The organism is Cupriavidus phytorum (genome assembly GCF_003254285.1).
In the GTDB taxonomy this organism is placed as follows: Bacteria; Pseudomonadota; Gammaproteobacteria; order Burkholderiales; family Burkholderiaceae; genus Cupriavidus; species Cupriavidus phytorum.
The window spans coordinates 535,139-547,742 of the sequence record NZ_QKZN01000004.1; the positions used below are offsets into that span (position 1 = coordinate 535,139).

The following is a 12,604-nucleotide window of genomic DNA, read 5'->3' on the forward strand; positions in this document are numbered from 1 at the left end:
CAGTGTAGCGCGAGGCGGCCGCCCGCCGCAAGCCGTGAACCCGCCAGGCAAGCGCTGGCAAGGGCTGGCGCGGGCCTGGCCAGCAACTTGCTGTTGCAAAGTCGTCCTGCGGGTTTACACGAAACGGGTATCGCTCTCCGTTACAATCGCGGCCATGCCAAACTTTGTCTGGACCCTGCGGGTGTACTGGGAAGACACCGATGCAGGCGGCGTAGTGTTCTACGCCAACTACCTCAAGTTCTTCGAGCGCGCCCGCACCGAGTGGCTGCGCTCGCTCGGCATCGAACAGCAGGCGCTCGCCGACCAGGCGGGCGTGGTCTTCATCGTCCGCAGTACGGCGGTGGACTACAATGCGCCCGCCCGGCTGGACGACCAGCTTGAGATCCGCACGCGCATCGACCGGGTCGGCCCGGCTTCGGTGCAGTTCACCCAGGAAGCCTGGCGTGGCGAGCTGATGCTCGCGACCGGCGCGATCCGCGTTGGCTGCGTCGACAAAAGCACTTTCCGCCCTGCCCCGATCCCCGACCCCGTTCTAGCCACCATCAAGTCAGCACGATGAATCCCGTGACCGTCACGCAAGACATGTCGATCGTAACGCTGGTGCTCCACGCCAGCGTGCTGGCACAGGCCGTCATGGCGCTGTTGCTCGTCATGTCGCTGTTTTCGTGGACCTATATCTTCCGCAAGCACCTGGCGGTGCGTTCGGCGCGCACCCAGACCGAAGGCTTCGAGCGCGACTTCTGGGCCGGCGGCGACCTGCAGGCGCTCTATAACAGCGCCGTCAACAACCGCCACAACACCGGTGCGCTGGAACGGATCTTCGAATCCGGCATGGGCGAGTTCCTGAAGGCGCGCGAGCGCGGCAACGAGGCCGGCGCGCTGCTCGACGCCGCCCGCCGCGCCATGCGCGCGGCCTACCAGCGCGAGATGGACGTGCTGGAATCGCATTTGCCGTTCCTGGCGTCGGTCGGTTCGGTGAGCCCGTATATCGGCCTGTTCGGCACGGTGTGGGGGATCATGAACGCGTTCCGCGGGCTGTCGAACGTGCAGCAGGCGACGCTTGCGTCGGTGGCGCCCGGTATCGCCGAAGCACTGGTGGCGACCGCGATCGGCCTGTTCGCGGCAATCCCGGCGGTGATTGCCTACAACCGCTATGCCACCGAAATCGATCGCCTGGCGATCCGGTTCGAGAGCTTCATGGAAGAGTTCCTGAACATCCTGCAGCGCCAGACCCGCTAACCGTATTCCCTATCAACGGTCCGGGCGGTGAGCCCGGGCCGGCGTTTCCAGGAGTCCTGCAATGGCAGCCATTCAGCGCCGCGGCGGCTCGCGCCGCCGGGCCAGCGCCGAGATCAATGTCGTGCCGTATATCGACGTCATGCTCGTGCTGCTGGTCATCTTCATGGTGGCCGCGCCGATCGTCAGCCCCGCCACCGTCGACCTGCCCACCGTGGCCAATGCCACGCCGCAGCAGAAGGCGCCCCCGATCGTCGTTACCGTGCATGAAGACGGCCAACTCACCGCGCGCGGCAAGGACACAGCCGGCAATGCCTTCGAACGCAAGCTCGACAAGCAGGGCCTGCTGGACTTCGTCCACCAGCGCCAGAACGAGAACCCGGACCAGCCGGTGGTGATCGCCGCCGACCGCGCGGTCAAGTACGAGGCGGTGCTGGACGTGATGTCGGTGCTGAAAGCCGACGGCGTCAAGCGCGTGGGCCTGATGGTCAAGTCCAAGACCTCGTGACGTATTGAAGCACCTATCCGATTGCCGTTGCGCTTGATGACGACCGCCGCCGCCTATCCCTACCAGCCGGTCAAGGAGCGGGGAACCCTGCGTTCCTTCCTGCTCGCGCTGCTCATGCACCTGATGCTGGCCGTGGTGCTGTACTACGGCGTGAGCTGGCAGAGCAGCACCCCGGTCGGGGCCGAGGCCGAACTGTGGGAGGAGATTCCCGCCGCCACCGCGCCCCCGCCGCCGCGGCCGCAGCCGCAGCCAGAGCCCGAGCCGGTGGTGCAGCCGCGTCCGGCGCCGCCGCCGCCCCAGGTGAAGAGCAAGGTCGAGGACGACGCCGATATCGCGCTGGAACAGAAGAAGCGCCGCGCCGAGGCGGCCGCGCGCGAAGAAGCCGAGCGCAAGGAAGCGGCCCGCAAGGAGGCCGAGCGCAAGGAAGAGGCGCGCAAGGAAGAGGCCCGCAAGGAAGAGGCCCGCAAGGAAGCGCTGCGCAAGGAGGCCGACCGCAAGGAAGCCGAGCGGCGCGAGGCCGAGCGCAAGGAAGCGCAGCGCAAGGAAGACGCGAAGAAGAAGGCGGCGCAGCAGGAGCAGGAGCGCAAGGAACAGGCCGAGCGCGAGCGCAAGGAAGCCGCCGAGGCCAAGGCCAAAGCGCAGGCCGATGCCAAGGCCAAGGCCCAGGCCGACGCCAAGGCGAAAGCCCAGGCCGATGCCAAGGCCAAGGCGGATGCCGATGCCAAGGCCAAGCGCGAAGCCGCTGCCAACGCCCAGCGCAAGAGCGAGCTGGCGCGCCTGCAGGCGCTGGCCGGCGGCTCCGGCGCCGGCGGTGGCGGGGTCGGCAATGCGGCCGGCGCCGGTGCCGGCGGTGGCGGCAAGGCTTCGCCCGGCTACGCCGACCGCGTGCGGCGCCGCGTCAAGCCGAACATCGTCTTTACCGAGGACGTGCCGGGCAACCCGACCGCGGTGGTCTCGGTGCAGCTGGCGCCGGACGGCTCGCTGCTGTCGGCGCGGCTGTCCAAGTCCAGCGGCAACTCCGGCTGGGACAATGCCGTGCTGCGCGCGGTCGAGCGTTCCGATCCGCTGCCGCGCGACGAGAACGGCAAGGCGCCGGCCAGCTTCACCATTACCTTCCGGCCGAAGGACTGAGTGTGACTGGGTGGACCGGGTGAACGGCACGGCATGATTTGCAACATAATGCAAACTTCATCGTCGGGTTCTGGTCCCAGCGCTAGCATGACAGGTTGCCTGACGCAGCCGACGGTGCGGTATGCACACGGACGGGGCATGCGCCACGCGCTGCAATGCCGCATTTGCCCGTGTTGACGATCGCCCGTCGTGCCCGACGGTGCCCGACGAAACTTGAAATCGACTGAGGAGCAGCATGCGAAAGCTTTGGGCCCCCAACTGGCTGTCCGCGAGGCGGCACAACGCAGATTCCCCCGCATCCCGAGGTGCGAGCCGGCCGATGCCGCTGGCCGGCCGGCGCGCGCTGATGGCGTGGCTGGCCGCGGCCATGACCATGGCCGCCGGCGCCGCGCACGCGCAGCTCAACGTTGAGATTTCCGGGGTTGGCGCCAGCCAGTTCCCGGTGGCCACCGCCAACTTCCAGGGCGAGGCCCAGGCCCCGCAGAACCTGACCGCGATCATCCGTTCGGACCTGGCCCGCAGCGGCCGTTTCCGCAACGTCGACCCGGGCGGCGCCACCGTGGCCGAGTCCGCCAATGTCGACCTGGGCAGCTGGAAGGCGCGCGGCGCCGATGCCTTCGTCGCCGGCAGCGTGACCCCGGCGGCGGGCGGCAAGTACGAAGTGCGCTTCCGCCTGTACGACACCGTCAAGGGCCAGAGCCTGGGCGGGCTGGCCTTCACCGTGAACCAGTCGCAGCTGCGCGTGACCGCGCACAAGATCGCCGACTACATCTATGAAAAGCTGCTGGGCGAGCGCGGCGTGTTTGCCACGCGCCTGTCCTACGTGTCGAAGGTGGGCGGCCGCTACCAGCTGCTGATCTCCGATTCGGACGGGCAGAACGCGCAGGTGGCGCTGACCAGCAACGAGCCCATCATCTCGCCGTCGTGGTCGCCGGACGGCGCGCGCGTGGCCTACGTCTCGTTCGAGGCCAAGAAGCCGGTGGTCTACGTGCACGACCTCGCCAGCGGCAAGCGCACGCTGGTATCGAACCAGAAGGGCAACAACAGCGCGCCGTCGTGGTCGCCGGATGGCCGCCACCTGGCGCTGGCGCTGTCGCGCGACGGCAATACCCAGATCTACCAGGTCAACGCCGACGGCTCGGGCATCCGCCGCCTGTCGCGCAGCAGCGCCATCGACACCGAGCCGCAGTACTCGCCCGACGGCAAGAGCATCTATTTCACCAGCGACCGCGGCGGTGCGCCGCAGGTCTACCGCATGCCCGCCTCCGGCGAGGAGGGCGGCGGGGCGCAGCGCGTCACCTTCAAGGGCAGCTACAACGTGAGCCCGCGCATTTCGCCGGATGGCAAGTACCTGGCGTACATTTCGCGCGGGGGCGGCTTCAAGCTGCAGTTGCAGGACCTGACCAACGGCGACGTGACGTCGCTGACCGATACGGCCAACGACGAAGCGCCCAGCTTCGCCGCCAACGGCAAGTACATCCTTTATGCCACCCGCGTGGGCGGTCGCGCGGTGCTGGCGGCGGTGTCCACTGACGGGCGTACCCGGCAGGTTCTGTCCCTCCAGTCCGGCGATGTTCGCGAGCCGTCCTGGGGTCCTTTCATGCAATAACAGGAGTCAACCACCATGGCCCAACTGATGACCAAAACCCTTGCCGTCGCCGCGCTGCTGGCCCTTGGCGCCTGCAGCTCCGGCGTCAAGCTGGACGACACCGCCAACGCCGGCGCCGGCACGGCCGGCGCGGGCGCCGCCGATCCGCGCGCCGTCACCCCGGTGACCGCGGCCGATCCGCTCAACGACCCGAACAGCCCGCTGGCCAAGCGCAGCGTCTACTTCGACTTCGACAGCTACACCGTCAAGGCCGACTACCAGGGCATGCTGGGCGCGCACGCCAAGTACCTGGGCACCAACAAGGGCCGCAAGATCCTGATCCAGGGCAACACCGACGAACGCGGCACCAGCGAGTACAACCTGGCGCTGGGCCAGAAGCGCGCCGAAGCCGTGCGCCGCTCGCTGGCCTCGATGGGCGTGCCCGACGCGCAGATGGAAGCCGTCAGCCTGGGCAAGGAAAAGCCCAAGGCGACCGGCCACGATGAAGCCTCGTGGGCCGAGAACCGTCGCGCGGACATCAACTACTGATCTGGACCGCCTTCCATGAAAGCACGCGTTTCCACCCTGTTGTGGCTCGCCGCCGTGGCCGGCGGCGGCATGCTGCCGCTGTCGCAGGCGCATGCCGGAGTGTTCGACGATGACGAGGCCCGCAAGGCCGTCATCAGCCTGCGCGACCAGTTCAACGGTTTCCAGGCGACCGCGACGCAGCGCATCGAGCAGAACAGCCGCAACCTGCTCGACATGCAGAACCAGCTCGAAGGCCTGCGCCAGGAAGTGGCGCGGCTGCGCGGTCAGAACGAAGTGCTGCAGAACACGGTGGACACGCTGCAGAAGCAGCAGAAGGACTACTACGCCGACCTCGATGCGCGCCTGAAGAAATTCGAGCCGCAGCAGGTCACGGTCGAGGGTCGCGAAGGCATCGCGCAGCCGGGCGAAAAGCCCGAATACGATGCCGCGCTCAAGCAGTTCCAGGCGGGCGATTTCAAGAGCGCGGGGAATTCGTTCTCGGCGTTCGTGAAGAAGTACCCGCAGAGCCCGTACCTGCCGCTGGCACAGTACTGGCTCGGCAACTCGCTGTACGCGCAGCGCGACTACAAGGGTTCCACCTTTGTGCTGCAGAACATGGTCAACGCCAATCCGACCCACCCCAAGGTGCCGGATGCGATGATCGCCATTGCCAACAACCAGCTCGAGTCCGGCCAGAAGGCGGCCGCGCGCAAGACGCTGGAGCAGGTGGTGGCGAAGTATCCCGGCACCGAGGGCGCGCAGGCGGCGAGCAACCGGCTCAAGACGCTGAAGTAAGCGCCGCCGGCGCCGCCGTCCGCCATTGCAAGGCCCGCTTCGGCGGGCCTTTCTCGTTTGTCGCGCTAGAATATGCGATTCGCCTGAATGTTCTTGCGCGCCGCCCCCGGCGCGACCCGCACCATGACCCAACGCGCCATCGTCCTGCTGTCCGGCGGACTCGACTCCGCCACCGTACTTGCCATGGCCCGCGCCCAGGGCTTCGAGACCTATGCGCTGTCGATGCGCTACGGCCAGCGCCATTCCTCGGAACTGGAGGCCGCCAAGCGCGTGGCCGCCGCGCTGGGCGCCGTGCGCCACGAGATCGTCGACCTGGACCTGCGCCGCTTCGGCGGCTCGGCGCTGACCGACGACGCGCTGGAGGTCCCCACCGATGGCGCCAGCGGCGGCATCCCCGTCACCTATGTGCCGGCGCGCAACACCATCATGCTGTCGCTGGCGCTCGGCTGGGCCGAGGCGGTGGGCGGGCGCGACCTGTTCTTCGGCGCCAACGCGGTCGACTACTCCGGCTACCCGGACTGCCGCCCCGAATACGTCGCCGCCTACGAGACCCTCGCCAACCTGGCCACCAAGGCCGGCGTCGAGGGCGACCGCTTCCGCGTGCATGCGCCCATCATCGACATGACCAAGGGCGAGATCATCCGCGCCGGCATGGCGCTGGGCGTCGACTACAGCCTGACGGTGTCGTGCTACCAGGCCGACGATGACGGCCGCGCCTGCGGCGTGTGCGATTCCTGCCGCATCCGCCGCGCCGGCTTCGAGGCTGCCGGCGTGCCCGACCCGACCCGCTACCAGGCCGCCGCCTGATCCTGCACCTGAGTCCGCGCCTTAGCCTGAGTCCGCCGTTCCCGCCCCATGCCTGAAATCGATCTTGCCGCGCTGTCGCGCTCGGTGCTGCTGAGCACCTTTGTCCTGACCTTCCTGTTTGGCGCGGTGCTGCAGCGCACGCACTTCTGCACCATGGGGGCGGTCTCGGACATCGTCAACATGGGCGACTGGAGCCGCATGCGCATGTGGGTGCTGGCGATCGGCGTGGCCATGATCGGCACCGGCGTGCTGGCCTGGAACGGCGCCATCGACCCGACCAAGACCATCTATGCTGCCAGCAAGCTGGCCTGGCTGTCGGCGCTGGCCGGCGGGCTGATGTTCGGCTTCGGCATGGTGCTGGCGTCGGGCTGCGGCAGCAAGACGCTGGTGCGCATCGGCGCCGGCAACCTGAAGTCGCTGGTGGTGTTCGTGTTCCTGGGGCTGTCGGCCTACATGACGCTGCGCGGCCTGTTCGGCGTGGTGCGCGTCAATACCGTCGACGCGGTGGCGCTGGCGCTGCCGACCACGCAGGACCTGCCGTCGGTGCTGGCGCAGGGGACCGGCGCGGCCCGCGGCGCGCTGCAGCTGGGCCTGGGCCTGGCGCTGGGCGGCGTGCTGGCGGCGTGGGCGCTGGCGGGGCGCGGCTTCCGCACCTTCGACAACCTGCTCGGCGGCATCGGCGTCGGCCTGATCATCGTGGCGATGTGGTACGTGTCGGGCCACCTGGGCTACGTCGCCGAAGACCCCAATACGCTGGAAGAGCTGTTCGTCTCGACCAACAGCGGCCGCATGGAAAGCCTGAGCTTCGTCGCCCCGTATGCCTACACGCTCGACTGGCTGATGATGTTCAGCGACAAGAGCAAGGTGCTGACCATCGGCATCGTCAGCGTGTTCGGCGTGATCGCCGGCGCGGCCGCCTATGCGCTGGCCACGCGCACCTTCCGCTGGGAAGGCTTCGGCAATGCCGAGGACGTGGCCAACCACATGGTCGGCGGCATCCTGATGGGCGCCGGCGGCGTCACGGCGCTCGGCTGCACGGTGGGGCAGGGGTTGTCGGGCGTGTCGACGCTGGCGCTGGGTTCGTTCATTGCGCTGGCCGGCATCCTGGCCGGCGCGATGCTGGCATTCCGCTACCAGATGTGGCGCCTGGAACGCATGGTTTAAGTGCGCTGGCGCGCCATGCCCTTGACACATCGAGAATCGCATCACTATAATCGCGGTTCTGTTTTTTCGGGTCGTTAGCTCAGTCGGTAGAGCAGCGGACTTTTAATCCGTTGGTCGCGTGTTCGAGTCACGCACGACCCACCAGCATGTCGAAGGGCCTGTGGCGCACGTCACAGGCCCTTTTTGCATTGTTTCCGCGCGGCATGCCCCGATGGTAGGGGGTGCTTTAACTAGTTCGAGGTAGAGACGCACGCCCGGCCAGCGCAGCACAATGGGTCTAACCGCGGCGTGTGGACCGCGGGTCCTCGGAACGGCCGCGAGACACGGCCCCCCTCGAACAAGACCTATGCGGCGAGCAGGCGTTTCCTTGCCGGCCAGCGGGCATGTGCTGCGCATCATCTGGCCGTTCGTACCGGTGGTGGTCGCGCTGGCGTTGTTCAGCATCGCCAGCCTGGACCTGCTGTCGGCCGCGCGCGCCTTCGTCGCCGGCGAGAGCCAGTGGTCCAAGGGCCAGAAGAACGCCGTGCTGCACCTTTTGCGCTACGGCGAGGACCGCGATCCGGCCGATTTCGACGCCTACCTGGCGTCCATCGCCATCCCGTTCGGCGACCATCGCGCGCGCCTGGAACTGGACCGTGCCGAGCCTGACCTGGAACGCGTGCACGAGGGCCTGCTCGCCGGCGGCAACCACCCCGAAGACATCCCGCGGATGGTGCGCCTGTACCGGAATTTCCGCCAGATCCATGAAGTCGATGCCGCCATCCGCGTGTGGGCGCAGGGCGATCTCGAGATCTTTGCCTTGCATGAGCAGGCGCTGGCGCTGCGGCGCCTGGCCACCCAGCCCGGCTGCGACGACGCCTGCGTCGCGCCGGTGCTGCGCAACATCGCCCGGATCGACGCCCGGCTGACGCCGCTGGAGCGGGCCTTTTCCGATCACCTGGGACAGGCGTCGCGCCGGGTCACGCGGCTGCTCACCACCGGCAGCGCGGTGATGGCGGCGGCGCTGCTGATGTCGGCGATCCTGCTGTCGGTCGGGCCGCTGCGGCGCGAGCGCCGGTTGCGCGAGGCCCTGGCGCAAAGTGAAGAGCAGCTGCAGCTCGCGGTCGAAGGCAGCAACGACGGCCTGTGGGACTGGCATCTTGGCCGCGGCGAGCTGTATTTCTCGCCGCGCTGCGCGCAGATGCTGGGCTACCGCGCCGACGAGCTGCCGCACGCGCGCGAAACCGTGCTGGGCCTGCTGCATCCGTCCGAGCTGGCGGCGTTCGAGGCCAAGCTGGCGCACCACCTGCGCAGCGGCGAGCCCTACGACGCCGAATTCCGCCTGCGCAACCGCGCCGGCGACTACCTGTGGGTGCGCGCGCGCGGCCGGCTGGTGCGCGGGGCCGGGCGCCGGCGCGCGCGCATGGCGGGCTCGCTGACCGATATCTCCGACCACAAGCGCTACGAGACCCAGCTGTTTGCCGAAAAGGAGCGCGCCCAGGTCACGCTGCAGGCGATCGGCGACGCGGTGGTGACCGCCGATGTATGGGGCCGCGTGCAGTCGCTCAATCCGGCCGCCGAGGCGCTGACCGGCTGGCGCGAGGCCGATGCCCGCGGCCTGCCGCTGAGCGAGGTGTGCGTGCTGCGCGACGAGGACAGCCTGGCGCCGCTGCCCGATATCGTGCCGCTGGCGCTGCGCCAGCGCTGGCACAGCCGCTCGGCCCAGCTGGTGCAGCGCGACGGCGCCGGACAGCCGGGGCAGGCACTGGCAGTCAAGCCGTCGGTGGCGCTGATCCGCGACCGCGCCGCGCAGGCCATCGGCGTGGTGGTGGTGCTGCACGACATCAGCCAGGAACGCGCGCATGCCGCGCGCCTGGCCTACGAGGCCAGCCATGACGCGCTGACCGGCCTGGTCAACCGCGCCGGGTTCGAGCGCCGGCTGGCCGCGGCGATCGAGCGTGCGCGCACGCAAGGCATGCTCCACACCCTGATGTACCTGGACCTGGACCAGTTCAAGGTGGTCAACGATACCTGCGGCCACGCCGCCGGCGACGAGCTGATCCGGCAGATGGCCGAGGTCATGCGCGGCCAGCTGCGCCGCAGCGACATGCTGGCGCGGCTGGGCGGCGACGAGTTCGGCGTGCTGCTCGAGCATTGCGGCGCCGCCGACGGCGAGCGCGTGGCCGAGGGCTTGCGCCACGCGATTGCGAGCTTCCGTTTTGCGCACCGGCAGCGCACCTTCGCGGTCGGGGTCAGCATCGGCCTGGTCACGCTGGACCGGCACACCGGCAGCGTGGCCGAGGCGCTGAGCGCGGCCGACGCGGCCTGCTACGTGGCCAAGGAGGGCGGGCGCAACCGCGTGCAGGTCTACCATCCGCTGGACAGCGTGGTGCAGGCGCGCCATGGCGAGATGGAGTGGGTCAGCCGCGTGCACGCGGCGCTGGCCGCCGGCCGCTTCTGCCTGTTCTCGCAGGAGATCGTGCCGGTGCAGCCGGGCACGGTGCCGGCGGGGGGACGCCATGTGGAGCTGTTGCTGCGGATGGTGGACGAGCGCGGCCGGCTGGTGCCGCCGATGGCCTTCGTGCCGGCCTGCGAGCGCTACAACCTGATGCCGATGATCGACCGCTGGGTGGTCGAGACCGCGTTTGCCACGCTGGCGGGGCGCCAGGCCGAGATCGCGACCTGCGCGATCAACCTGTCAGGCTCGTCGCTGGCCGACATCCAGTTCCCGGATTTCGTGCGCGAGCAGGCGCAGCGCTTCGGCATCGCGCTGGACGGCATCTGCTTCGAGATCACGGAGACCGCGGCCATTGCCAACCTGGCGCAGGCCGGCGCGTTCATCATGCAGTTGCAGCAGCTCGGCTGCCGCTTCGCGCTGGACGACTTCGGCGCCGGCATGTCGTCGTTCACCTACCTCAAGCACTTGCCCGCGGCCTATCTGAAGATCGATGGCAGCTTCGTGCGCGACATGCTGGCCGATCCGGTCAATCTGGTGATGGTCGAGGTGATCCAGCGCATCGGCCACGCCATGGGCAAGCAGACCATTGCGGAATTCGTCGAGAACGAGGCGATGCTCGCGCGCTTGCGCGAGCTGGGCGTGGACCTGGCGCAGGGCTATCACATTGCGCCGCCGGTGCCGTTCGCACCGGCCGCCGCGGAGGCCGGCGCGCAGCCGGCGCTGGCGCTGGCCGGCTGAGTCGGCAGGACCGTCAGGGGATCAGCGGATCGCGGAAGCCAGTGTCGGCGGCGGGCGGGGTGCCGGCCGGGGCAGGGGTCGGCACGTTGGCCGGCGGCACCGCCTGGCCCTTGGCATCGCGCCAGGTGTTGTAGGCCCAGTAGGCCGCGCCGGCGACCAGGCCGAGCTTGGACAGCTTCCAGCTCCAGCGCAGCACCGGCGCGCGCTTGATCAGCGGCAGCGCCAGTGTCACCGCGGTGCTGAGCATCGGGTAGTCCTTGGTCAGTCCGACCACCTTCATCCACGAGCCCGGCCGCGCGATCCGCGGCAGCCAGGCACTGACGGTGCCGAGGCGGTGCACGCCGCCGCGTACCGCGTGCAGCGCCTGCAGGCAATCGTGGCGTTCGAGGGCGGCGCGGGTCAGCAGCAGTTCCTTGCGCACCGCGAGCGGCAGGCGCACCTCCTGTGTGAACCGGGGCGCGCGCGGGTACTCGCCGCGGTCGCGTGCGGGCGTGGCGTCGTCAGGGTCTAGTGTGCTCATCGGCGCAGGATCTCCCGGTCTTTGTCGATTTCGGCGAGCGTGGCTTCCAGCATCGGCGGCGCGTTGCGCAGCACGTTGCGGGCGTACGCCAGGCAGGCGGCGCACAGCACCAGGTAGAGCACCGTCAGCGCGCCCAGCGCCTGCCAGCGGTAGGTGTCCCAGAACAGGATCGCGATGAGGGCGGTCAGCGTGACCAGGCCCAGCCCGAAGAACGCCAGCCCGAACAAGGCCAGCAGGGCGACCTTCAGCAAGCGCGTGCGCTCCTCGGCCAGCTCCACGCTGGCGAGCTCCAGGCGCGTCTGCACCATCGCCACGAGCGAGCCGGCGAGGTTGCGCACGGCGTCGAGGAACTTGGGGGAAGGGGTGGCTTCGCTCATGCGGCTCCGGCGTGAAAGAGCGGTGCGCCGGCATGGCCGTACGCACCTATCCAGCTGGCGGGGCCGGATGACGGCGCCAGGTTGTGTCGGCAACGAACGGTTGGCCCGACGGGCCAACCGCGACAGCGTTACCGGCACACCGGGCGCCCCGGCCACTGGCAACCCGCCTGGCGGGTTGCCGCGATGGCGCGGCCTTGGCGTGCCGCGCCGGATTTGCAGCGCTTACTTGCGGTTGAGCAGCAGACCGATCAGCAGGCCCACGCCGGCTGCCACGCCCACGGCGCGCCACGGGTGGTCGTGCACGTAGTCGTCGGTGGCGCGCGCGGCGGCCTTGCTCTTGGTTACGACGGCGTCTTGCAGGTCCTGGGCCTTTTCCTTGGCTTGCTTGAGCAGGCCCATGCCACGCTCGCGCAGTTCGGCGGCCTTTTCCCCGGTGGTCGAGGCGGCTTGCTTCAGCAGTTCCTCGGCGTCGGACAGCACGGTCTTGACATCGCTCATCAGTTTCTCCTGTTTGCGGGCGGTTGGTTCGGTTTGTGCGGATTCTGACATTTTCTACGCTCCGAGGCTAACGGCATTTGTCGGTCTGATACTTAGTCTGATACCTAGCATATGTGGCGACACGTCGCCCTTTCAAGGCAGCGCGCCCGGAACAAGGGTTCGCTGCAGGGTTGCTGCGGGGTCGGACGCCCAAGTATTGCCAGCATGCACGAAAGCGGGCGTGATGAATGTCAGAGAATGTCTATATGACTACGAGTGATTTTGTAGTGACTTTATA

At 68.7% G+C, this 12,604-nt stretch carries 13 protein-coding genes and 1 tRNA gene; 11 read left to right on the forward strand and 3 right to left on the reverse strand.

Features of this window, described 5'->3' with window-relative positions; genetic code table 11:
• Positions 1–154: 154 nt before the first annotated feature.
• From ybgC to C7416_RS13900, 11 genes are all read left to right on the forward strand, one after another.
• Positions 155–559 (forward strand): tol-pal system-associated acyl-CoA thioesterase, encoded by a 405-nt coding sequence (gene ybgC, locus C7416_RS13850; protein WP_111519457.1) that lies wholly within the window; start codon positions 155–157, stop codon positions 557–559.
• The gene (gene tolQ / locus C7416_RS13855) at positions 556–1,239 is read left to right on the forward strand and encodes a protein TolQ (protein WP_012353556.1); all 684 of its coding nucleotides are present in this window, start codon (positions 556–558) and stop codon (positions 1,237–1,239) included. Before ybgC ends, tolQ begins: the two co-directional genes overlap by 4 nt.
• Before the next feature lie 61 nt (positions 1,240–1,300).
• Positions 1,301–1,744, forward strand: coding sequence for a protein TolR (tolR, locus tag C7416_RS13860; protein ID WP_111519458.1), 444 nt, complete (start codon positions 1,301–1,303; stop codon positions 1,742–1,744).
• A gap of 36 nt (positions 1,745–1,780) precedes the next feature.
• Positions 1,781–2,875 carry a cell envelope integrity protein TolA gene (gene tolA, locus C7416_RS13865; protein ID WP_111519459.1) on the forward strand — a complete coding sequence of 365 codons (1,095 nt, stop codon included), beginning with the start codon at positions 1,781–1,783 and terminating at the stop codon, positions 2,873–2,875.
• A gap of 235 nt (positions 2,876–3,110) precedes the next feature.
• Entirely contained in the window at positions 3,111–4,484 is a 1,374-nt protein-coding gene (gene tolB, locus C7416_RS13870) for a Tol-Pal system beta propeller repeat protein TolB (RefSeq protein ID WP_111519460.1), read from the forward strand.
• A 15-nt stretch (positions 4,485–4,499) separates the two neighbouring features.
• Positions 4,500–5,012, forward strand: coding sequence for a peptidoglycan-associated lipoprotein Pal (pal, locus tag C7416_RS13875; RefSeq protein WP_111519461.1), 513 nt, complete (start codon positions 4,500–4,502; stop codon positions 5,010–5,012).
• A gap of 15 nt (positions 5,013–5,027) precedes the next feature.
• Positions 5,028–5,786, forward strand: a complete 759-nt coding sequence (gene ybgF / locus C7416_RS13880) for a tol-pal system protein YbgF (RefSeq protein WP_111519462.1) — start codon at positions 5,028–5,030, stop codon at positions 5,784–5,786.
• 123 nt (positions 5,787–5,909) lie between these two features.
• The gene (queC, locus tag C7416_RS13885) at positions 5,910–6,593 is read left to right on the forward strand and encodes a 7-cyano-7-deazaguanine synthase QueC (protein ID WP_111519526.1); all 684 of its coding nucleotides are present in this window, start codon (positions 5,910–5,912) and stop codon (positions 6,591–6,593) included.
• 48 nt (positions 6,594–6,641) lie between these two features.
• Entirely contained in the window at positions 6,642–7,757 is a 1,116-nt protein-coding gene (locus tag C7416_RS13890) for a YeeE/YedE family protein (RefSeq protein ID WP_111519463.1), read from the forward strand.
• 68 nt (positions 7,758–7,825) lie between these two features.
• Positions 7,826–7,901, forward strand: a tRNA-Lys gene (locus C7416_RS13895).
• A 223-nt stretch (positions 7,902–8,124) separates the two neighbouring features.
• On the forward strand, positions 8,125–10,932 hold the full coding sequence (locus tag C7416_RS13900) for an EAL domain-containing protein (protein WP_111519464.1): 2,808 nt from the start codon (positions 8,125–8,127) through the stop codon (positions 10,930–10,932).
• 13 nt (positions 10,933–10,945) lie between these two features.
• On the opposite strand, the gene C7416_RS13905 is transcribed toward C7416_RS13900, so the two are convergent.
• The 3 genes from C7416_RS13905 to C7416_RS13915 all read right to left on the reverse strand — a co-directional run bounded on the left by C7416_RS13905 (position 10,946) and on the right by C7416_RS13915 (position 12,378).
• A complete protein-coding gene (locus C7416_RS13905) occupies positions 10,946–11,452 on the reverse strand; it encodes a DUF3318 domain-containing protein (RefSeq protein ID WP_111519465.1) in 507 nt (168 codons plus the stop codon).
• A complete protein-coding gene (locus C7416_RS13910; protein WP_111519466.1) occupies positions 11,449–11,829 on the reverse strand; it encodes a phage holin family protein in 381 nt (126 codons plus the stop codon). Before C7416_RS13910 ends, C7416_RS13905 begins: the two co-directional genes overlap by 4 nt.
• A gap of 222 nt (positions 11,830–12,051) precedes the next feature.
• Entirely contained in the window at positions 12,052–12,378 is a 327-nt protein-coding gene (locus tag C7416_RS13915) for an ElaB/YgaM/YqjD family protein (RefSeq protein WP_010813729.1), read from the reverse strand.
• Between the last annotated feature and the right edge of the window lie 226 nt (positions 12,379–12,604).